The sequence below is a fragment of the Thiocapsa imhoffii genome, from assembly GCF_016583985.1.
Taxonomy (GTDB): Bacteria; Pseudomonadota; Gammaproteobacteria; order Chromatiales; family Chromatiaceae; genus Thiocapsa; species Thiocapsa imhoffii.
On the sequence record NZ_NRSD01000001.1, the window covers coordinates 288,671 to 310,130 of the forward strand.

Annotated in this window: 21 protein-coding genes; 13 read left to right on the plus strand and 8 right to left on the minus strand. The window is 60.6% G+C overall.

Features of this window, described 5'->3' with window-relative positions:
* Positions 1 to 138 precede the first annotated feature (138 nt).
* Positions 139 to 1,398, plus strand: a complete 1,260-nt coding sequence (gene icd / locus CKO25_RS01275) for an NADP-dependent isocitrate dehydrogenase (RefSeq protein WP_200386083.1) — start codon at positions 139 to 141, stop codon at positions 1,396 to 1,398.
* Positions 1,399 to 1,570: 172 nt separating this feature from the next.
* Here icd and cspD read toward each other — a convergent pair whose 3' ends face one another.
* A complete protein-coding gene (cspD, locus tag CKO25_RS01280; protein WP_007193300.1) occupies positions 1,571 to 1,777 on the minus strand; it encodes a cold shock domain-containing protein CspD in 207 nt (68 codons plus the stop codon).
* A gap of 257 nt (positions 1,778 to 2,034) precedes the next feature.
* Here cspD and clpS point away from each other — a divergent pair, with 257 nt between their 5' ends.
* Positions 2,035 to 2,358 carry an ATP-dependent Clp protease adapter ClpS gene (gene clpS / locus CKO25_RS01285; RefSeq protein ID WP_200386084.1) on the plus strand — a complete coding sequence of 108 codons (324 nt, stop codon included), beginning with the start codon at positions 2,035 to 2,037 and terminating at the stop codon, positions 2,356 to 2,358.
* Between the two features lie 114 nt (positions 2,359 to 2,472).
* On the plus strand, positions 2,473 to 4,737 hold the full coding sequence (clpA, locus tag CKO25_RS01290) for an ATP-dependent Clp protease ATP-binding subunit ClpA (protein ID WP_200386085.1): 2,265 nt from the start codon (positions 2,473 to 2,475) through the stop codon (positions 4,735 to 4,737).
* A 325-nt stretch (positions 4,738 to 5,062) separates the two neighbouring features.
* Here the strand turns inward: clpA and infA are convergent, their stop codons facing one another.
* From infA to CKO25_RS01320, 6 genes are all read right to left on the minus strand, one after another.
* On the minus strand, positions 5,063 to 5,281 hold the full coding sequence (gene infA / locus CKO25_RS01295; RefSeq protein WP_200386086.1) for a translation initiation factor IF-1: 219 nt from the start codon (positions 5,279 to 5,281) through the stop codon (positions 5,063 to 5,065).
* 256 nt (positions 5,282 to 5,537) lie between these two features.
* Positions 5,538 to 6,311 (minus strand): arginyltransferase, encoded by a 774-nt coding sequence (locus CKO25_RS01300; RefSeq protein WP_200386087.1) that lies wholly within the window; start codon positions 6,309 to 6,311, stop codon positions 5,538 to 5,540.
* Between the two features lie 52 nt (positions 6,312 to 6,363).
* A complete protein-coding gene (gene aat / locus CKO25_RS01305) occupies positions 6,364 to 7,098 on the minus strand; it encodes a leucyl/phenylalanyl-tRNA--protein transferase (protein WP_200386088.1) in 735 nt (244 codons plus the stop codon).
* Between the two features lie 92 nt (positions 7,099 to 7,190).
* Positions 7,191 to 8,357, minus strand: a complete 1,167-nt coding sequence (locus tag CKO25_RS01310; protein WP_200386089.1) for a GNAT family N-acetyltransferase — start codon at positions 8,355 to 8,357, stop codon at positions 7,191 to 7,193.
* 98 nt (positions 8,358 to 8,455) lie between these two features.
* On the minus strand, positions 8,456 to 9,421 hold the full coding sequence (gene trxB / locus CKO25_RS01315) for a thioredoxin-disulfide reductase (RefSeq protein ID WP_200386090.1): 966 nt from the start codon (positions 9,419 to 9,421) through the stop codon (positions 8,456 to 8,458).
* A gap of 96 nt (positions 9,422 to 9,517) precedes the next feature.
* Entirely contained in the window at positions 9,518 to 10,795 is a 1,278-nt protein-coding gene (locus CKO25_RS01320; RefSeq protein WP_200386091.1) for a cation:proton antiporter, read from the minus strand.
* Between the two features lie 368 nt (positions 10,796 to 11,163).
* Between CKO25_RS01320 and CKO25_RS01325 the strand changes: the two genes are divergently transcribed.
* The 9 genes from CKO25_RS01325 (at position 11,164) to CKO25_RS01365 (ending at position 19,889) form a co-directional block, all read left to right on the plus strand.
* Positions 11,164 to 11,622: a C40 family peptidase gene (locus CKO25_RS01325; protein WP_200386092.1), complete on the plus strand. Its 459-nt coding sequence runs from the start codon at positions 11,164 to 11,166 to the stop codon at positions 11,620 to 11,622.
* Positions 11,623 to 11,897: 275 nt separating this feature from the next.
* A complete protein-coding gene (locus CKO25_RS01330) occupies positions 11,898 to 12,266 on the plus strand; it encodes a high-potential iron-sulfur protein (protein ID WP_200386093.1) in 369 nt (122 codons plus the stop codon).
* Positions 12,267 to 12,481: 215 nt separating this feature from the next.
* Positions 12,482 to 13,336 (plus strand): hypothetical protein, encoded by an 855-nt coding sequence (locus tag CKO25_RS01335; RefSeq protein WP_242467259.1) that lies wholly within the window; start codon positions 12,482 to 12,484, stop codon positions 13,334 to 13,336.
* Between the two features lie 4 nt (positions 13,337 to 13,340).
* Positions 13,341 to 13,961 carry an RlmE family RNA methyltransferase gene (locus CKO25_RS01340; protein ID WP_200386094.1) on the plus strand — a complete coding sequence of 207 codons (621 nt, stop codon included), beginning with the start codon at positions 13,341 to 13,343 and terminating at the stop codon, positions 13,959 to 13,961.
* Between the two features lie 84 nt (positions 13,962 to 14,045).
* The gene (gene ftsH / locus CKO25_RS01345; RefSeq protein ID WP_200386095.1) at positions 14,046 to 15,959 is read left to right on the plus strand and encodes an ATP-dependent zinc metalloprotease FtsH; all 1,914 of its coding nucleotides are present in this window, start codon (positions 14,046 to 14,048) and stop codon (positions 15,957 to 15,959) included.
* A gap of 11 nt (positions 15,960 to 15,970) precedes the next feature.
* The gene (gene glmM, locus CKO25_RS01350; protein WP_200386096.1) at positions 15,971 to 17,332 is read left to right on the plus strand and encodes a phosphoglucosamine mutase; all 1,362 of its coding nucleotides are present in this window, start codon (positions 15,971 to 15,973) and stop codon (positions 17,330 to 17,332) included.
* 73 nt (positions 17,333 to 17,405) lie between these two features.
* Positions 17,406 to 18,791, plus strand: coding sequence for a sodium-dependent transporter (locus CKO25_RS01355; protein ID WP_200386097.1), 1,386 nt, complete (start codon positions 17,406 to 17,408; stop codon positions 18,789 to 18,791).
* Positions 18,792 to 19,135: 344 nt separating this feature from the next.
* Complete coding sequence (locus CKO25_RS01360; RefSeq protein ID WP_200386098.1) at positions 19,136 to 19,570, plus strand: SRPBCC family protein; 435 nt, start codon at positions 19,136 to 19,138, stop codon at positions 19,568 to 19,570.
* Positions 19,560 to 19,889, plus strand: coding sequence for an RnfH family protein (locus CKO25_RS01365; protein WP_200386099.1), 330 nt, complete (start codon positions 19,560 to 19,562; stop codon positions 19,887 to 19,889). Before CKO25_RS01360 ends, CKO25_RS01365 begins: the two co-directional genes overlap by 11 nt.
* A 148-nt stretch (positions 19,890 to 20,037) precedes the next feature.
* On the opposite strand, the gene CKO25_RS01370 is transcribed toward CKO25_RS01365, so the two are convergent.
* Positions 20,038 to 20,529 carry an outer membrane protein assembly factor BamE gene (locus CKO25_RS01370; RefSeq protein ID WP_200386100.1) on the minus strand — a complete coding sequence of 164 codons (492 nt, stop codon included), beginning with the start codon at positions 20,527 to 20,529 and terminating at the stop codon, positions 20,038 to 20,040.
* A gap of 396 nt (positions 20,530 to 20,925) precedes the next feature.
* On the opposite strand from CKO25_RS01370, the gene fur reads away from it, so the two are divergent.
* Positions 20,926 to 21,354, plus strand: a complete 429-nt coding sequence (fur, locus tag CKO25_RS01375; RefSeq protein WP_200386101.1) for a ferric iron uptake transcriptional regulator — start codon at positions 20,926 to 20,928, stop codon at positions 21,352 to 21,354.
* Positions 21,355 to 21,460: the final 106 nt, after the last annotated feature.

The window sequence follows — 21,460 nt, forward strand, 5'->3', positions numbered from 1 at the left end:
AGTGGCGCCTGCCACGGCGCGGCGCTGAGCGGCGGCTTGCGGGCGGACGGGCGAGCCGCCGCGCGGGCGGCGAGATCTGCGCAAGCGACGACGGCAATGGTAGCATGAGGGTTTTCCGCGATCGGGAGAGCAGGCAAGATGGCGTACACAAAGGTTCAGATTCCAACGGGCGGTGAGAAGATCACCGTCAATCCTGATTTATCGCTCGTAGTGCCGGACAACCCCATCATCCCCTATATCGAGGGAGATGGGATCGGGATCGACATCACGCCGGTGATGTGCGCGGTGGTCGATGCCGCGGTCGCGAAGGCCTATGGCGGTGCGCGCCGGATTCACTGGATGGAGATCTTCGCCGGGGAGAAATCGACCCGAGTCTATGGCGAGGACGTGTGGCTTCCGGAGGAGACCCTCGCCGCGGTGAAGGATTTCGTGGTCTCGATCAAGGGGCCATTAACCACGCCCGTGGGCGGTGGGATCCGCTCTCTGAACGTGACCTTGCGCCAAGAGCTCGACCTCTATGTCTGCTTGCGACCGGTGCGGTATTTCAGCGGGACACCGAGCCCGCTGAAGGAACCACAGCACACCGACATGGTGATCTTCCGGGAGAACTCGGAAGACATCTATGCCGGCATCGAGTGGCAGGAAGGCACGCCTGGCGCCAAGCAGGTCATCGAGTTCCTGCGCACCCAGATGGGGGTCACCAAGATTCGCTTCCCGGAGACCTCCGGCATCGGCATCAAGCCGGTATCGCGTGAGGGAACGGAGCGGCTGGTTCGCAAGGCCTTGCAATATGCGATCGACAACGATCGCACCTCGGTGACCCTGGTGCACAAGGGCAACATCATGAAGTTCACCGAGGGGGCCTTTAAGCAATGGGGCTATGACCTCGCGCAACGAGAGTTTGGCGCCGCGGAGATCGGTGGCGGACCCTGGTGTGCCTTCAAGAACCCGAAGACGGGACAGGAGATCGTGGTTAAGGACGTGATCGCCGATGCCTTCTTGCAGCAGATCCTGTTGCGACCGAAGGACTATGCGGTGATCGCGACCCTCAACCTCAATGGCGACTACATCTCGGATGCCTTGGCCGCCCAGGTCGGTGGCATTGGGATGGCGCCCGGGGCCAATCTCTCGGACTCGGTGGCGATGTTCGAGGCCACCCACGGCACCGCGCCAAAATATGCCGGTCGCGACCAAGTCAACCCCAGCTCCCTTATCCTTTCGGCCGAGATGATGCTGCGCCACATGGGATGGACCGAAGCGGCTGACCTGGTCATCAAGGGGGTCGAGGGAGCGATTGCAGCCAAGACCGTGACCTATGATCTCGATCGCTTGATGGACGGGGCCACGAAGGTGAGCTGCTCGGGCTTTGGTGCAGCGGTCATCGAGAAAATGGACTGAGTGCCCGATCGGCGTCCTCCTGGAGTTCGTTGACCTCCAGTCGACGCGTGCCGCGGCGCGTTTCGGGGGGGGTGGGGAGGACGCACGCGGTGTCAGGCGGTGAGGCTCGGGACGTCGCACGCAGGCCGCGCGACGTCCCCATCTGAGGGGGAACGACTCCGATCGCGTGAGTTCAACTCACCCGATGAACATTTGCCGCATGCAGACCCTTCGGACCTTGGCTGATCTCGAACTGAACTTTTTGTCCCTCACGGAGGGTTTTGTAACCGTCCATGTCGATCGCCGAGAAGTGTACGAAAACATCCTCATCGCGCCCGTCTGGCTGGACGAAGCCGTAACCTTTCGCGTTGTTGAACCACTTGACCACACCTGTAATCATCGTCAGCACTCCTCCGGGAGGTTCAGGTCTCTCATTTGGTTTCATCGTCGTTGTTGTCGTCTGGCGTGCCTTGAAACCACCGGAGCACACCATAACTGCGAAGTATAGTAAGGTGAATTCGTTGGTCAAACCGACTCTTTACCACTCTCTACGACGACGGAGCAGGCGACGCCTCCGTGCCGGGGTCCGTGCGGCAGTGTCACACGGGTGTTCGATGCGACCTGCAAGCCTAACATTGATGTCTAGAATTCCGAATTATGAGCGATGACCTTCCCGGCGACGGGCGTGAATCAGGACTGACCGTCCAGGAAGCCAAGCCGAAACTGCGGCGACCGCCTCTGTTCAAAGTCCTGTTGTTAAACGACGATTACACCCCGATGGAATTCGTCGTGCTCGTCTTGGAGACCTTCTTCGGGATGAATCGTGAAAAAGCGACCCAAATCATGCTGCACGTCCACACGCGCGGACGCGGCATTTGCGGGGTCTATACCAAGGATATCGCCGAGACAAAGGTCTCGCAGGTAAACGATTTCGCACGCAGCCACCAACATCCGTTGCTGTGTACGATGGAAGAGGCTTGACTCGATCGTGCAGCGGTTGCCTGGCGTCCAGCCAGTCACGCTATCCCGGCACCTGCTTGCGGGACACGATCGTGACGTGAACTGTTTCGTCAACCCCCCGCTTGGACCAGGCCAATGCTGAGCAAAGAACTCGAATTTACGCTGAACCGGGCCTTCAAGGAAGCGCGCGCGAAGCATCACGAATACATGACAGTCGAACACATGTTGCTGTCACTGTTGGATAACCCGACCGCGGCGAAGGTCTTGCGGGCCTGTGGCACGGATTCCGAGCGGCTGCGCCGCGAAATCACCTCTTTCATCGACGAGACCACGCCCCTGATCCCCGAAAGCGAGGATCGCGACACCCAGCCGACCTTGGGTTTCCAGCGTGTCCTCCAACGTGCGGTTTTCCATGTGCAATCCGCCGGCAAGAAAGAAGTGACTGGCGCCAATGTCCTCGTTGCCCTTTTCAGCGAACAGGACTCGCAAGCGGTCTATCTGCTCAATCAGCAGGATGTCACCCGGTTGGATGTCGTGAACTACATCGCCCACGGCATCTCCAAGGTTCCGGGTGAGAGCCAGGAAGACGAGGCGCCGGGTGATCTCGAAGAGCCCCGTGGCGAGGACAAGGAAGGTCACAGCCCGCTTGAGAATTTCGCGACCAACCTCAACGAGATGGCGCGCCAAGGCCGCATCGATCCACTGATCGGGCGCGCCAACGAGGTCGAGCGCACGATTCAGATCCTCTGTCGGCGCCGTAAGAACAATCCGCTCTTCGTGGGTGAAGCGGGGGTGGGTAAGACCGCCATCGCCGAGGGGCTGGCGAAGAAGATCGTCGATGGCGCGGTGCCCGAGGTGCTTGCGGATGCCGTGATCTATGCGCTCGATCTCGGTGGCTTGGTTGCTGGCACCAAGTACCGTGGCGACTTCGAGAAACGCCTGAAGGCGGTGCTTGCACAATTGAAGCGGCAGCGCCATGCGATCCTCTTTATCGACGAGATCCATACGATCATCGGTGCGGGCTCGGCCTCCGGTGGGGTCATGGATGCATCGAATTTGATCAAGCCTGTCCTGGCCTCGGGTGATCTGCGCTGCATCGGCTCGACGACCTACCAGGAATACCGTGGCATCTTCGAAAAAGATCGGGCGCTTGCGCGGCGGTTTCAGAAGATCGATGTCGAGGAGCCCTCGGTCGAAGAAACCTTTGAGATCCTCAAAGGGCTGAAGACGCGTTTCGAGGATCACCATCAGGTGACCTATACCAATCCCGCGTTGCGGGCGGCCGCCGAGCTCTCCAATCGGTATATCAACGATCGGCATCTGCCTGACAAGGCGATCGATGTCATCGACGAGGCCGGCGCGCACGTCCAGCTCAAAAGTCCCGGCAAGCGCAAAAAGCGCATTGACGTTGGCGATGTCGAGGCGATCATCGCGAAGATGGCGCGGATCCCATCCAAAAAGGTGTCTGCATCCGATACCGAGTCGCTGAAGAATCTCGACCGCGATCTCAAGATGGTCGTCTATGGACAGGATGCCGCCATCAATGCCCTGACCGCCTCGATCCGGATGAATCGCTCTGGTCTCGGACCGGAGGAGAAACCCATCGGGTCCTTTCTCTTCACCGGCCCGACCGGTGTTGGTAAGACCGAGGTGACCCGGCAGCTTGCGCGCATCCTGGGCATGGAGCTGTTGCGCTTTGATATGTCGGAGTACATGGAACGGCACACGGTTTCGCGCTTGATCGGCGCACCGCCGGGCTATGTGGGTTTTGATCAGGGCGGACTCTTGACCGAAGAGATCAACAAGCATCCACACTCAGTGTTGTTGCTCGATGAGATCGAGAAGGCGCACCCCGATGTCTTCAATCTCCTGCTCCAGGTGATGGACCATGGAACCCTGACGGATAACAACGGACGCAAGGCCGATTTTCGCAATGTCGTCCTGGTGATGACGACGAATGCCGGGGCCGAGGAGACGGCGCGGCGCTCGATCGGCTTCACCGAGCAGGACCACTCAAGCGATGGGCTCGAGGCACTCAAGCGCTATTTCACGCCGGAGTTTCGCAATCGTCTCGATGCGATCGTCCAGTTTTCGCCGCTGAGCGAAGAGACGATTCGGAGCGTGGTCGACAAATTCGTCTTCGAACTCGAGCAACAACTCGAAGAGAAAAAGGTCGCCTTGTCGGTTGAGCCGGCTGCGCGGGCCTGGTTAGCCCAGCATGGATACGATCCTAAGATGGGCGCGCGGCCCATGGCGCGCGTGATTCAAAACGAGATCAAGAAACCGCTGGCAAACGAGCTTCTGTTCGGCAGCTTAGTGAGCGGAGGCCAGGTTCGGATTGATGTGAATGAGGATGGTACGCTTGGATTCGATGTGAACGGTAGCCCCTTGGAAGCCTGAGGACCAACGGCGCCGCCATGCCTGGATGTGGCACGTTTAGGTTGCCCGGTGTGCGGATGGCATCCCTAGGTTGTGCGTCCGCGGAATCACAACCAACGTCCTCGCTATCGAGTGTTGGCCAAATACAGGCTCGGGTGACCGCCTGAAGTCGGGCCGTCGTGTCTGTGCTGGCTCAAGTGAAGTGAGAGCCATCGGTCATGTGCCGCTGTTTGAGCGACTCGGGACCGTGCCTCGAAGGGGGTGCCGATTCCAAAACAGCCACACGCAGGGAAGATATCAACCCGCGAGTGCGACTGAGGATGGCGATCAGCGGGCGTGTGGTTCGTCAGCGTGCGCGATAGACGATGCGACCCTTAGTGAGATCATATGGAGTGAGCTCCACCGTGACCTTATCCCCGGTGAGGATGCGAATGTAGTGCTTGCGCATCTTTCCCGAGATGTGAGCGGTGACGACATGGCCGTTTTCCAACTCAACCCGAAACACGGTGTTTGGCAGTGTCTCCGTGACCGTGCCTTCCATCTGAATGACATCGTCTTTTGACATAATCTGTTCGTTGCCGACAACTGAAACAATCCTGAACCAAGAACTGCGGAAGTCTAGCATAGGTTCGAAACGGCGTGGGAACGCGCGCGCGTCTGTGTTCACCGCGCCAACGCAAGACCGCGATCCGGATGCCCTCATCTTCAGGGAACCTCGGCCACGGAGCCCCTGACACGCGCGTCAGGGTGCATGACATGAGGCACCCATCCCGTGCGGGCCGACGGCGTGATCAGTCGGTGGGTCCTGGCTCACCCGCCCATCAAGTCCTCGATGGCTCGCCTAGTGAGATGGATTCGCCGCGCTCGACGCGTCGCCACTGGCGACCATCCAAGATCTCAAGTGGGCGAAAGTGCTCCTTATAGCGCATCTTGGGTGAGTCGTGCAGCCAATATCCAAGATAGAGATAGGGCCGCTGTTGGTGCCGTGCCGTCTCGATCTGGGCTAGGACCGCGAAGGTGCCCAGTGCGCGCCGCGACATGGCCGGCTCGAAGAAGGTGTAGACCGCTGACAACCCCCGTGCAAGAACGTCGGTGATCGCCACTGCGAGCAGTCGTGTCCCGAGTCGCATCTCGAGAAACCGTGTCGCCCCACCCCAGCTCTCGACGAGGAAACGACGATAGGCCTCCTCGGTTGCATCCGTTGACATGATGCCACCTGGGTGGCGGGTCGCCAGATAGCGCTGGTAGAGCGCGAAGTGTTCGGGTTGGAAGGAGGGCGTGGCAGCAGTGAGCCTAATGTCTGCGGCATTATGACGCCAATTGCGACGTTGTGAGCGATTTGGCACGAATGCCTCGACTGGGATCCGTGCCGGGATGCAGGCCGCGCATCCTCGACAAGCCGGGCGATAGACATGAGTTCCACTGCGGCGGAACCCCTGTTCAAGTAAAGACTCGTAGGTGGCTCCATCGAGCTGGGCGTGAGGATCGACGAAGAGCGTGCGGGCCTGACGGCCGTCCAGATAGGAACAGGGATGCTCGCCCGTGAGGTAAAGGGCAAGATGGTGGCGGTTCAGTGGGATGGCGCCAGCATGCATGGCTCGAATCCGACGGTTGATGACACATGAACGAAGCGTGGGGTGGAACGGCTCAGCCCGCGGCATCCGCCGGCGTTTGCTCAAGCGGGGTGTGTTCGCAGCCATCGTCCCAATTCGGACCTGGGTCAGGCTGTCGACACAGACGATCGAGTCGGCGGACGAGTTCCTCGCGAGGGATTTCAACGGCGCCCAACCGCATCAGGTGATCCGTTTTCATCTGGCAGTCGATCAGACCGAACCCCCAATGCGCGAGGCGGTGACACAGCTGGACCAAGGCAACTTTCGAGGCATCAGGGCTGTGCGAGAACATCGACTCGCCAAAGAAGGCCCGTCCGATACACACACCATAGAGGCCGCCGACTAGGTCTTGGCCGTGTCGAACCTCGACTGAATGGGCAATGCCCTGACGATGGAGTTCCTCGTAAGCGCGGATCATCCGCGGCACGATCCAGGTTCCGCCTTGGGTGTCACGCGGTGCCGCGCAGGCGCGAATGACGCGCCCGAACTCACGGTCCATCGTAACCCTGAAGAGGCGCTGACGCAGTCGCTTGCGCAGGCTGCGCGAGATGTGAAGGCGCTGCGGGAAGAGGACGGTGCGTGGGTCGGGGGACCACCAGAGGATGGGGTCGCCCTCGTTGAACCAGGGAAAGATCCCGCGCCGATACGCATTGACCAGTCGCTCGACCGTGAGATCACCGCCGCAGGCGAGCAGGCCGTTAGGTTCATGCAAGGCGAGCCGCACGTCGGGGAAGTCGGTGCGATTGCGCGGATCGAGACGTGTGATCACGCGGGCGGCTCCCGTGGTGGCGGGGCCGCGAAATCCTTGATCGTGATGCCAAGGACAGGATCAGGCATGCGGGCGTCGTCCTTGCATTGTATTCAGCTCAAGGCGCCGGTCGCGGGCGGGGGATCTTGCCGATAGGGGCTGTGTGTTCGCATCTGCGCGAGATAATCCTGCATGCCCGCGGTTTCCATCTGGACGAACTGTTCAATCGCGACGCGGAACTGCGGGTCCGCAACCCAGTGCGCGGACCAAGTCGGAGTCGGGAGGAAACCGCGACTGACTTTATGCTCGCCTTGCGCGCCCGGTTCGAAGCGCTCCAGACCCTGTTCAATGCAGAACTCAAGCCCCTGATAATAACAAGCCTCGAAGTGCAAGCTGTGGAAATCCTGGAAGCACCCCCAGTGCCGGCCATAGAGGGTGCGGGTGCCGATGAGATCGAAGGCGGCGGCGACGGTTGCCTGTCCGTGCTCGGCCAGCACCAGTAGGAGTTGCTCCCCCATGGTTTCGGCAATGGCCAGAAAGAACGGCATCGATAGGGTCGGGATGCCGCCACGCTTGTCGAAGGTGTCACAATAGAGTCGATGAAAGGTCGCCCATTCGGCTTCGGTGACCTGATCCCCACGGATCCGCCGAATTCGGACGCCCGCCTCGATCACGCGACGCCGTTCTCGCTTGACCTTTTTCCGTTTCTCGGAGGTGAAGGAGGCGAGCAAGTCGTCGAATGACGCAAAGCCCTGGTTACGCCAATGGAATTGGCAGCCGGTTCGCGTCAGTAAACCCTGTTCCTCGAGCAGTGCCTGCTCATCATCCGCGGTGAAGAGCCAATGCAGTGAGGACACGCCAGTCTCCTCGGCGAAGCGCAGGGCGCCACTGATGAGTGCCCGAGCATGCTGCGAACGTCCGGGCGCGTTGCCGGTGAGGATGCGCGGCCCGGTTGCCGGTGTGTAGGGTGAGGCGATGACCAGCTTCGGGTAATAGGCCAAACCGTTGCGGCGATACGCATCGGCCCAACTCCAGTCGAAGACAAACTCGCCATAGGAGTTGAACTTGAGATAGCAGGGCGCGGCGGCGACCAGAGTGCCCGAGGTGTCCCACAAGGCAAGATGCCGAGGGATCCACCCTAGGGCCTCGCCCACGCAGCCATGGGCCTCCATGGCGTGCAGGAACGCATGGCGGAGGAAGGGGCTGTCATCCCCCGCCAGCCGGTCCCAGTCCGTTGCGGGGATCTCGGCAATCTGAGAGTGGGAGGTCAGTCGATACATGGGTCGTCGCAGGGTCGCGCAACACGGTTGATCGTCTAGATGAGGGCGTGTGGCGCACGCCCAAGGGCGACACGCCAAGCGGGCGAGCGTCCAGTGCGCTACTCTCCCGCCACGGCGAGGGCGTCGAGGTATTTCTCTGCGTCCAATGCGGCCATGCAACCGGTTCCAGCAGAGGTGATTGCCTGGCGATAGACATGATCCATCACATCGCCCGCGGCGAAGACTCCGGGTATCGAGGTTGCGGTGGCATTGCCATCACTGCCGCTGTGCACGCGAATATAGCCGCCGCTCATGTCGAGCTGACCCTCGAACATCTGGGTGTTGGGCTTGTGGCCGATCGCGATGAAGACGCCTTGCAGGTCGATATCCTGCGTCGTGTGGTCCAGGGTGCTGCGGATGCGAATGCCCGTCACGCCCGTGGCATCGCCAAGCACCTCCTCGAGCGTATGGTTCCAAGCGATGCGGATATTGCCGTGGTCCGCCTTATCGAATAGCTGCTGTTGCAGGATCTTCTCCGCGCGCAGGGCATCGCGTCGATGGACCAGCGTGACCTCGGAGGCAATGTTCGAGAGATACAGAGCTTCCTCAACCGCCGTGTTGCCACCGCCGATCACGGCGACCTTCTGATTGCGATAGAAAAAGCCATCGCAGGTCGCGCAGGCGGAAACGCCACGGCCGCGAAACGCCTCCTCGGACGGTAGGCCCAGGTACATGGCGCTGGCGCCCGTGGCAATGATGAGGGCATCGCAGCTGTAAGTAGCCGAGTCGCCCGAGAGGATGAAGGGTCGTACTCCAAGATCCACGGCGTTGATGTGGTCGAAGATGATCTCGGTCTCAAAGCGTTCGGCATGGCGCCGCATGCGGTCCATCAACTCTGGACCCTGGACGCCGTCGGGATCACCGGACCAGTTGTCGACATCCGTCGTCGTCATGAGTTGGCCGCCCTGCTCCAGGCCGGTGATGAGCCTGGGGCTCAAGTTGGCGCGTGCCGCATAGACGGCCGCCGTGTAGCCGGCTGGACCTGATCCCAGAATCAGGAGTCGGCTGTGTTTGGGTGCGCTCATGTCTCGATCCTCGTCTGCTGGTGGGTCTGGTTGAGGGCGGAGTGGCGATCGTCGTGGTGATTCGCATCCACTGTCGAAGCCAAAGGGGTACTGCCCTCAGTGTGCTGTGTCGTCGGGTTGTTCCGCCGAGGGTTGCGCGGGTGGTTTGGCGTAAGCGCGCACCAGCGGTCCTAGGGTCATGCCTTGGATCAGAACGGAGAAGACCACGATGATGTAGGTCACCGTCAAGATGAGGTCACGCGCCTCCCCGTCCGGCAACGACAGGGCGAGCGCGACCGAGACGCCGCCGCGCAATCCGCCCCAGGTTAGGATCGCCAGGAACCCGGGCTCGAAATGCCGTTTGCGTCTCAAGAGGCGGAAGGGGAGGCCGACACTGATCCAGCGTGCGCCCAGGACCAAGGGAATCGCAAGAAGCCCCGCCAGGATGAATTCTCCGGTGATGGTCACCGCCAGCACCTCAAGGCCAATGATCACGAACAGCACGGCATTGAGGATCTCATCGATCAGTTCCCAAAAATCATCCAGGCGATGGCGGGTCGCTGGCGTCATGGCCCGGCTGCGTCCGCGACTGCCGATGATGAGGCCGGCGACCACAATGGCGATCGGGGCTGAGACATGCGCGTGCTCGGCGATCGCATAGCCGCTCATGGCGACCGCCAAGGTGATCAAGATCTCAACCTGATACCGTGAGGTGTGCTTGATCATGTACAGGGCCAGCGCGCCGATCCCGAAACCGAAGGCGAAGCCACCGAGGATCTCGGTCAGGAAGAGCAGCAGGGTGCCGCCGATGCCAGGGGGATTGTGGCCCGTCGCGATGCCGACGAGCAGCATGAAGACGACCACGGCGACGCCGTCGTTGAAGAGGGATTCTCCCGTGATCTTCATCTCGAGGGACTTGGGGGCCGCGGCGTTCTTGAGGATGCCCAGAACAGCGACTGGATCGGTTGGCGAGATGAGCGCGCCGAGGAGCATGCAGTAGATGAACGGGATCCCGAGCCCGAGGCTGTTGAGCAGGAGCCAACTGCCAGTGCCGATTAGGATGGTGGCCCCAATGACGCTCGCCGAGGCGAGTAACGCGATGGACCAGCGGTGTTTGGCCAGTTCGCGCAGGTCGACGTGCAGGGCCCCGGCGAACAGGAGAAATCCAAGCATGCCCTGCAACAAGGCCTCGCCAAGATCGATGCTGTCGATCATCTGTTGAAGCTCGAACTGCAGACTGTTGGTGCCCGGGATTGGGAGCGTGAGGCCGAGCGAGAAGATCAGGGCGATCAACATCAGTCCGATGGCAGTGGGTAGTTTGAGAAAGCGATCGTTCAGCCAACTGAAGAAGGCTGAGAAGCCGATCAAGATCGCAAGGATGTCGAACAATCGCATCGTTGAAGACCCCATCAGGATTGCGTGGTCGTGTCCTGTTGGCAGGACACGGCGGAGGGTCCGGTTGCGTGGCGGTCAGGTCTGCGCGCGCCAGATCCTGGCGGTGTGAGGCGCACCTACTCATCAGGCCCAGCTCGGACGATCCACGTTTGAATTATGCCCACTTCGCGGCGATTCGGCGCGTCGAGCAATCAGACCCCATGTGAAGCGGCACGCCGCGCGCGCGGATCCGCGCGCCCAGAAGCGCGGTAGCGTGCCCCGGCCTCGACCAGGTCAAAGAGTGTCGAAGGGATCCTTGACACCCTTTGGTTCGCGGTCTAAAAGGATTACTTACAGCACTTTGCGCAGGATATCGAGAGCGGCTTGTCATGAATTGCTCAACCATCGCAATCGCCATTGTCATCGGCGCACTGATGCTGCCAGGCTGCGCGACACATCGCCTCAACCCCGCGGATGCCTCGCGCGGCGATGTCGTCCTAGCCGGGTTGTCCCAGGTCGGAACGCCCTATGCGTACGGCGGAACACGCCCAGGTGAGGGGTTGGATTGCAGCGGCTTGACCTACTATGCCCATCATGTTGCCGGGGTGCGGATTCCACGGGTCTCGCTCGATCAATTCCAGGCGGCGAAACCCGTGCCGGGACGGCGCCTGCGCCCAGGGGATATGGTCTTTTTCGAGACCGCGCCAGGCCAGTATCACGTCGGTTTGATGGTGGATGATGAGCGTTTCGTCCATGCCTCTACATCGCGCCGCCAAGTTCGCATCGATCGCCTTAACACACCCTACTGGCAGGCGCGCTATCTTGGCGCGGGCACCTATTTCGATTGAGCCCTGACGGATCCCGCGCCTCTGGTGGTCAACGCCAGCGGATCCCGGCCGGGCGTTTCGCGCCAGCGGGGCTAGGCAGGCGTATCGTGATCGTGCGACGCCAAGCGGAGCGTGGGCTGACAGCCGTGCTCGCGGATCGGAATCCGCGCCGGATCACCCCGCCATGGGGTCTTGTGCTCGCGTTTTGCGAACCAATGTAGCACAATGCGCGACAGCTTCCGGCTGTACTGGAAGCGCCGCATGTCACCACAACGAAGGTTAAGGAGTTGACAATTATGTCCGATAAGCCACAGAGCACGAGCCGTCGAGACGCTGTCAAGGTCATGTTGGGAACCGCAGCCGCGATCCCGGTCATCAACCTCGTCGGCTTTGGCACCGCCCGCGCCGAGATTCCAGCGAATGCCGTTGCTGCCAACGACCCCACCGCGATTGCCCTGAAATATGTCGACGACGCGACCCAGGCTGATCGCGCCGCGGCGAATCGCCCCGGTTTGCCACCGGATGAGCAGATCTGTGAGAACTGTCAGTTCCACCTCCCCGACGTCGCTGGTGCGACCGAAGAGTGGCATGGCTGCAGCTTGTTCCCCGGCAAGCTCATCAATGTGAACGGCTGGTGCGCGTCCTGGACGCTCAAGGCTGGCTGAAGCAATCCGCTGATCGTCGAGGCGGTTTAGATCGGGGCCTGCTGGCCCCGATTTGTCTGACCATCTCTCTTTCAAAACGGCCTGAGTTGCGATGGTCTGTCCGCGACGCGGACTGCTGATTGACCCGAATTCATTGTTGAGGGGTTAAGGACTCTTCGGCACACCCTGTGCATGCACTCTCGTCATCCTTAGGGTCACGAAGCTCCAGTCCCGCCATGCCGCGCTTGCACGAATCCACATCCACGTCTCAATCACTCCCGACGCAACAGGGCACATCACCGCATGCCGGTGGCGCCATCGGTCCGAACTGGCGCCTCATGGTGTTGCGCGGAATCGTCTGGGGTCTGATCGGGATGATCTATGCACCCCTCTTCTCGGGTTTCGTTGAACTTTTCCAACATCTTGGCTTCGGGCATGCGACCTATGTTTTGGCCGCCGCGCTGGCGGGCGCGATCGGCGCCGCGCTCTACGGCGCACGGGAGGTCGCGCTCATCGCAACCGGGATCGGTGTTCTGGTCGGTGTCTTCATCCTCATGGTTCTCGCCGATCATGTGACCGTCATGCAGGTCGTGCTCGCGGCCGCGGCAGTGGCCGCCATGGTCGGGATATTGCTCGACTTTCCCGAGCGGTGCTCACGTCACGTGCCCGGTAAAACGCTGGCGGGACTGGCTACGGGGGCTTGCTGCGGTGGTTTTCTTGCGCTGGTCGAGCCATTTCACCCTCAGCCCTTCTCCGCCTTTGCGGTGCTGGCCTTCCTCGTGAGTGTGAACGGTGTCTTGTACGTGGCAACCGTGCGTTGGTGGGTGCGGCTGTCCCGTCGTCTTCACTGCGAGTCACGGCCCTGTTATGTGATCGAATCCCTGGTGATGGCCACGCTTGCCGGGGTTGCAGCCGGAAGCGTCTGGATGATGATCGGCCCGCTCATCAACCTCGAGATCGGGGTGTGGCAGTCGGCTAGCGCGGCGATGCACGATCGAATCCCGATGGCGATCCTCGGCGGACTCTTCGGTGGCGCGATTGCCGGGATGTTGCTCGAATACTTTCGGTTTTCCTGGGTGCACGATCTCTAACGCCATGGCCAAAACAGCATCCAGTCGAAAATGGCTCGCACGGCAACAGACTGATCCCTATGTCAAACGTGCACAACGTGAGGGCTATCGTTCGCGTGCGGCTTACAAACTTTTGGAGATCCAGGAGAAGGATCGAATCCTAAGGCCGGGGCTGCGGGTCGTGGATCTTGGGGCCGCTCCGGGCAGTTGGTCGCAGATCGCGGCCCGTTTGGTTGGCCGCGGCGGTCGAGTGGTGGCCCTGGACCTGCTGCCGATGACACCACTGCCAGGGGTCGTGTTGTTACAGGGGGATGTCCGTGAGCCGGCGGTCCTCGAGGAATTGGTCACCCAACTCGATGGTGCGCCGCTCGACCTGTTGCTCTCGGATATGGCCCCCAATATTACTGGATTGTCAGCCGTCGATCAGCCGCGCTCGATCCATTTAGTCGAAATCGCCTTGGAACTCGTGCGAGAACGGTTGCAGCCGGGCGGCGTGTTTGTTGTCAAAGCCTTTCAGGGCGAGGGCTTCGATCAAATGCTCGCTGACATACGACAGAGCTTTCAACGGGTCGTGACGCGCAAGCCTAAGTCTTCGCGTCCGCAGAGTCGGGAGCTTTATCTCGTTGCCAAGGGCTTTCATCCTTGAGTCGTCGATGCTAGTTTCGCTCGTTCGGCCCAGGCGCCGGTGCGCCGGTCCACAATCAGTCGGGGGCAAGCTGCCGTGAGTGACATGGCGAAAAATATACTTCTCTGGGTGGTCATCGCGATCGTGCTGATGTCCGTCTTCAACAATTTCACGACCACACCGACCAGCCCGCGGACCCTGACCTACTCGGATTTCATCGAGCAGGTCACGCAGGGCGAGGTGAAGGAGGTCACGATCCAAGGGCGGACGATCGAGGGCATCACGTCCTCCGGTCAACGCTTCACGACCTTCAGCCCAGGTGATGACGGGCTGGTCGGCGATCTGCTGAATCACGATGTTGTGATCAAGGCCACGCCGCCTGAAAAGCAGTCGGTGCTGATGCAGGTATTGATCAACTGGTTCCCGCTGTTGATCTTGATTGCGATCTGGATCTTCTTCATGCGCCAGATGCAGGGTGGCGCGGGCGGTCGAGGCGCGATGTCCTTTGGCAAAAGCCGTGCCCGGCTGTTGTCGGAGGACCAAGTCAAGGTCACCTTCCAAGACGTCGCCGGCGCTGAAGAGGCGAAGGATGAAGTGACGGAAATCGTCGATTTTCTGCGCGACCCATCCAAATTTCAGAAATTGGGCGGGAAAATCCCCAAGGGCGTACTCATGGTCGGTCCTCCGGGTACTGGCAAGACGCTTCTTGCGCGGGCGATTGCCGGTGAGGCAAAGGTACCCTTCTTCACCATTTCGGGCTCGGACTTCGTTGAGATGTTCGTGGGGGTCGGTGCCTCACGTGTCCGCGACATGTTTGAGCAGGCGAAGAAACACGCCCCCTGCATCATCTTCATCGATGAGATCGATGCCGTCGGACGTCACCGTGGTGCCGGGCTCGGTGGCGGGCATGACGAGCGCGAGCAGACCTTGAATCAACTCCTCGTCGAGATGGACGGCTTCGAGGGCAACGAGGGTGTGATCGTCATTGCCGCGACCAACCGTCCTGACGTACTCGACCCCGCGCTGCTGCGCCCGGGACGCTTCGATCGACAGGTGGTCGTGCCCTTGCCCGACGTGCGGGGTCGGGAACAGATCCTCAAGGTTCACATGCGCAAGATTCCCGCCGCGGAAGACGTGCGGGCCTCGATTCTGGCGCGTGGAACGCCGGGTTTCTCCGGCGCGGATCTCGCCAACCTGGTCAACGAGGCCGCACTCTTTGCCGCGCGATCGAACAAGAAAATGGTCGACATGGACGACATGGAAAAGGCGAAGGACAAGATCATGATGGGTGCGGAGCGTCGCTCCATGGTCATGTCGGATGACGAGAAAAAATTGACCGCCTATCACGAGTCCGGACACGCGATCGTGGGTCGTCTGGTTCCCGATCATGATCCCGTGCACAAGGTCAGCATCATCCCGCGAGGGCGTGCGCTTGGGGTGACCCTTTTTCTGCCGGAAGACGACCGCTTCAGCTACAGCAAGCAGCGTCTGGAGAGCAGCATCTCGAGTCTCTTTGGTGGTCGCTTGGCCGAGGAGCTGATCTTCGGTGCGGAGAGTGTGACCACGGGTGCGCAAAACGACATTCACCGTGCCACCGAGATCGCCCGCAACATGGTGACCAAGTGGGGCCTGTCGGACAAGCTTGGCCCGCTCACCTACAGCGAGGAGGAGCAGGAAGTGTTCCTCGGCCATTCCGTGACGCAACACAAAAGCGTTTCCGATGAGACCACGCATCTGATCGATGAAGAGATTCGCAATGTGATTGAGCGCAATTACGAGCGTGCCCGCAAACTCTTGATGGCGAATCTCGACAAGCTGCATGCCATGGCAGACGCCTTGATCAAGTACGAGACGATCGATAGTGGCCAGATCGAAGACATTATGATGGGGCGCCCGCCTCGCCCCCCAAGTGGTTGGGACGACGATGAGCTGAGTGGCCGTCCAGCCTCCGAGCGTGTCGATCCGACCGTGCCGGAGTCAGGAGACGGCTCCCTTGGCCGTCCGGCGAGCGAGCACTGAGGGGCTCCGGGATGTCGGCGCGTCGGTATTTCGGAACGGATGGCATTCGTGGTCGGGTCGGTGAGGGGATGATCACGCCCGATTTCGTCCTGAAGCTTGGCTGGGCCGCGGGCCGGGTGTTTGGTCAGGGCAAGGGCGGGATGGTGTTGATCGGTAAGGACACGCGGATCTCGGGCTACATGTTCGAGTCGGCTTTGGAGGCCGGTCTGGTGGCCGCGGGTGTCGACATCCGTCTGCTAGGGCCGATGACGACGCCGGGTGTGGCCTATCTAACCCGTACCTTTCGCGCATCGGCCGGCATCGTGATCACGGCTTCGCACAATCCCTATCAGGACAATGGGATCAAGTTCTTTTCTCCGGATGGCGATAAGTTGCCCGATGCACTCGAGACGGCGATCGAGGCTGAACTCGAGCAACCCTTGCGGACTGTTGATTCAGCGGCGCTCGGAAAGGTCAAGCGCGTTGAGGATGCAAACGGTCGCTATATCGAGTTTTGCAAGAGCACTGTTCCGCCGCGCATGAACTTTCGTGGGACCAAACTCGTCGTCGATTGCGCACACGGGGCAACCTATCACACCGCGCCTCAGGTCTTCGAGGAATTGGGCGCCGAGGTGATCCGGATCGGTGCCGAGCCAGATGGGTTCAATATCAATCGTGGCGTGGGGTCGACCGCTCCCGAAGCCTGCTGCCGTGCCGTGGTCGCAGCCGGTGCCGATCTCGGGATCGCCTTCGATGGTGACGGTGATCGCGTGTTGATGTGCGATCGCGCGGGCCACCTGATCGATGGTGACCGCCTCCTCTATATCATCGCAAGAGATCGGCTGGCTGCCGGTACGCTGCGGGGCGAGGTGGTGGGAACCCAGATGAGTAACCTTGGACTTGAGCATGCCTTCCAACGGCTCGGGGTCAGCTTCGTGCGCGTCAATGTGGGAGACCGCTTCATTATGGAGCGCCTCAAGGGTGTCGACGGCATCCTCGGCGGAGAGCCCTCGGGGCATCTCATCTGTCTGGATCGCACCAGCACCGGGGATGGGATCGTGTCGGCCTTGCAGGTCTTAGTGGCGCTCAAGAATCTCGATCTGGATCTTGCTGACCTGGGCCGCGAAGTCCAGAGTTATCCGCAGGTGTTGATCAATGTCCAATTGGATACCCCCGCTGAGGTCGTCGCCGCGCCCGCTGTGGTGCAAGCGCTGAGCCATGCCGAGGCAGGACTCCAAACCCGTGGTCGGGTCCTCTTGCGTCCTTCAGGAACCGAGCCCCTCGTGCGGGTGATGGTCGAGGGCGTTGATGAGGAGGAGGTGCGACAGACCGCCGAGTCACTCGCGGAGGTGGTTCGTACGCATGCGCAGCGCGCCCCGCGTGTCGGCGCCTGATGTGGCTCGTAGATCAACAGCATCCCGTGCGGCTGATCGGTCTGTTCGGCACGGCTCCGCCTAGGGTTCATCCATGACGGCAACGACCTCGATTCATGGCATGTGGTCGACACGGCTGGCCTTCATCTTGGCGGCGAGCGGATCCGCGGTGGGTCTTGGAAATATCTGGCGGTTTCCCTACACCGCGGGTGAGTACGGCGGTGGCGCCTTCGTGCTCGTGTATGTGCTCTGTGTGGCGCTCATCGGGCTACCGATCATGATGGCGGAAATCATGCTCGGGCGGCGAGGCCGGCGCAGCCCGATCAATACCATGCGCGAGTTGGCGCGTGCAGAGGGGCGTTCCCCAGCCTGGCAGTTGCTTGGTTGGTTGGGCATCCTATCCGGTTTTCTCATCCTATCCTTCTATAGCGTCATTGCCGGCTGGACCATGGCCTATGTCTTCCGCGCCGCCAGCGGAATGTTCACCGGTATTGACGCGACAGCCAGTGAGGATTTGTTCGCGGCACTTGTGGGCGATGCGGAACGCCTCCTGGCTTGGCACACCATCTTCATGGTGCTCGTGGTGCTGGTCGTGGCGCGCGGCGTGGCAGGAGGACTGGAGAAAGCGGTGCGTGTCTTGATGCCCGCCCTCCTGGTGCTCTTGATTGTCATGGTCGGTTATGGGATGCAGACAGGTTCGTTCGATGCCGCGGTGGCCTATCTCTTCGCGCCGGATTTTGGCGAGTTTCGGGGGAAGGCGGGCGAGGCGATCTTGAATGCCATGGGGCAAGCGTTTTTTAGCCTCAGCCTTGGAATGGGAGCCATCATGATCTATGGCTCCTACCTGAAGCGGGATTCCTCGATCGCACAAAACACCATGTTGGTTGCGGGGTTGGACACATTGGTCGCCATCCTCGCGGGTCTGGCCATCTTTCCGATCGTGTTCGCCAATGGCCTGGCCCCGGACAGTGGTCCAGGACTTATTTTCCAGACCCTGCCGATCGCATTTGGCGAGATGACGGCGGGGGCGCTGTTCGGAATGCTCTTTTTCGTCCTGTTGCTGTTTGCGGCCTGGACGTCAGCCATCTCATTGCTCGAGCCGCTCGTGGCTTGGTTGGTCGAGAATCTCAATCTGAGTCGCGTCCGGGCATCCATTCTCGGTGGCCTCTCCGTTTGGCTGCTGGGAATCGCTTGTCTGCTATCGTTGAATCTTTGGTCCGATGTCAAGATCTTCGATAAAGGGTTCCTCGACCTGTTCGATTATTTGACCGCGAACATTCTGCTGCCTTTGGGGGGGATCCTGATTGCAGTCTTCGCTGGCTGGCTGCTATCTCGCTCCTCGTCAGTCGACGAACTGCAGATGGGCGAGGGACTGGGCTTTCGAATCTGGTGGATCCTCATCCGTTATCTGGCCCCTATAGCGGTTGGGGTCGTGATGTTGAATGCCGTCGGATTGTTTGAACTGTTCGAGATTGGTTGATGGATGCGGTGACGGTGTGATGGCCCTCGGACGAATGCCGTGACGCGGGATCGAATCCGTGTGTCGTTTCAGAGGAACCCATGGTGGGGGACGTCATGGTGTCGATGTCATGCGTCCGTGGCTGAGGTTGGATCTCGTTTGCGATGCCTGGGCGCGTGATTGGACGGGTCGTCACAGACTGTGCCCGCGCGCACCATCCTCGGATCGGACCAGGCTCATGCAATTGCCTGTTTCCGAACCGATTGCGCCGAGTTGAACAAAGCGATCAAGGGCTTTTGACTTGGATGATCGACTGACCATTGGCAACGGATCATTGGTCACCACACTCTATACGCGGTTTCATTGTGGCTATCGTTAGAAAAAGTGCGCTCGTCCCCTATTCGGCCTCGCAGATGTTCGACCTCGTCTACGACGTCGGGGCCTATCCCGAGTTCTTGCCCTGGTGTCACAAGACGCGTGTGATTTCCGAATCTGACGAAAAGATTTGCGGTCAGATCGAGGTGGCACGCATGGGCATCCGGCAAACCTTCAGCACCTGTAACCGCTTCGAGCGTGATCGCAGCATGAACATCGACTTGCTCGACGGTCCGTTTCGCAAATTGGTGGGTGGTTGGCGCTTTATCCCGTTGCGTGAGGATGCCTCGAAGGTTGAGTTGGAATTGGAATTCGAGTTCTCCGGCCACTTAATCGACAAGGCCTTCGGGGCTGTCTTCCATCAAATTGCCAACACCCTTGTGGATGCCTTCTGTCGGCGTGCCGAGAGCGTTTATGGCAACTGATTATCTTCAGGTCACCCTCGTCCATGTCGGGCGGGAGGCGCAATTTCAGCGATCCTTCGAGGTGCAACAGGGGAGCCACATCAGCGAGGTGATTGCGCAGTCGGGTGTTCTCGATGTGTGTCCCGAGATCGACCTGAGCGTCAACCAAGTCGGGATCTTTGGGAAAGTCGCGAAATTAGAGCAGGTCGTGGCCGATGGCGACCGGGTCGAAATCTACCGTCCGTTGATCGCCGATCCAAAGCAAGCGCGCAAGAAGCGCGCCGCGGAAGGCCGGCCACCGCGCAAGGGAGCGTCCGAGGCCGCATCAGCGGATGGGTAGGCCATGTTCCGGAAACCACGCCACGGCAGGGGGGCGGGCGTCCGCTGGACTCAGCGACCGCGGATCGCAAAGTCTTTGGGCCACGCTCAAGTCCTCCCGAACGGTCCCGCTGGGGGGCAGGACTTTGCGGAATGCGCCATCGCGCCCGTCAATCCGCGCGTTCGAGTCCGATGGCATTCAACGTTCGTGTGAGCAAGCTACGACGTTGTTCTTGATCCGGGACGGAGACGATGGTGTCTTCCGGAATACGGGCTTGCGCGCGGGCCGGATTGGGCTGGAGGTCGCCATCGACTCTGACGAGTTCGTCGTCTTGAAAGTGCAGCGTCAACTGACGAATCTCCATGGGATTGTGTCCCCGGCGGATCGTGTAGGTGTAGTCCCAACGGTCAGCCTGAAAGAAGTCCATCAGTAAGGGCGTGCCCAGCACAAACTGTACTTGGCGCTTATTCATCCCGAGTTCGAGTTGATCCACCATCTCATCGGTGATGATATTGCCCTGTTGCACCGTCATCCTGTAGACGAAGGGGAGATCCGCCAGCAGTGACTCCCGGTTCTCGTCGGACCTCCTGTCCTTTGAGCAGCCGATGGTGACGAGCACGCCTAGGCAGCAGAGCAGTGGGAGTGAGAGCGGTTTTGGCATGTCTTTGAACCTAGGGAGGCGGACCGCTTGGCGGATCGTCACCGAGTGTTTGATCAATCGACGGTCGTGTGCAGTCGGGTGATCCACTCGGAGCATGAGATCAGGGTGACCGCCAAGGCATCCCGCGTGCGGCGTTGGGAACGAGTTTCGGACCGTGCGCGAATCGGCAACCCAGTCGAACGCCCCCGATCAGTGGAGGCCGAGCCATCGCACAGCTCGACAAGCCTGTCGGTGGATGGGTGCGACGACCGATCCGGGTCGGTGAAGCGGCACGGTGATCACGATCAGCGACATGATACCGCAGCGTTCGCATCGGATCATCGGGCAACACGTCATCTGAGTGCCCATGGGGTGACTCGGCAGGTGCGCGAAAACCACGGGCGGGGGGGATTAGAGGTGGAAATCGATCAGATCAAACAAGCAGGACTCAAGGTCACGGCGCCACGCGTGGCAATTCTGACCATCCTGGAGAACTGTGGTAAGCGCCATCTGAGCGCCGAGGATGTGTATAAGGAACTGCTCAACAGAGGGGAGGAAATCGGGCTCGCGACCGTTTATCGGGTGCTCACACAATTCGAGGGCGCGGGCCTGGTGTGCCGGCGCCATTTCGAAACCGGACAGTCGGTGTTCGAGCTCAATAGTGGCGAGCACCATGATCACCTCGTCTGTATCAAGTGCGGAAAGGTCGTGGAGTTCTGCGATCCAGTGATCGAGGAACGCCAGGCGAGGATCGCATCGGAGCATGGATTTCGGATCGAAGATCACTCCTTGGTGCTCTATGGGGTCTGTGCGGGTTGCGAGACCAGGAAGCCTGCGTCGGTTTGAGCAGGCGCAGGCATTGCGGTTGCGGATTTGAGCGGGGCGCGCGTTGCCGGTGCTGGGCTGGCGGTGCCAGGTTTCCCGTTGTACGGGGATCATGCCCGGTGAGCCG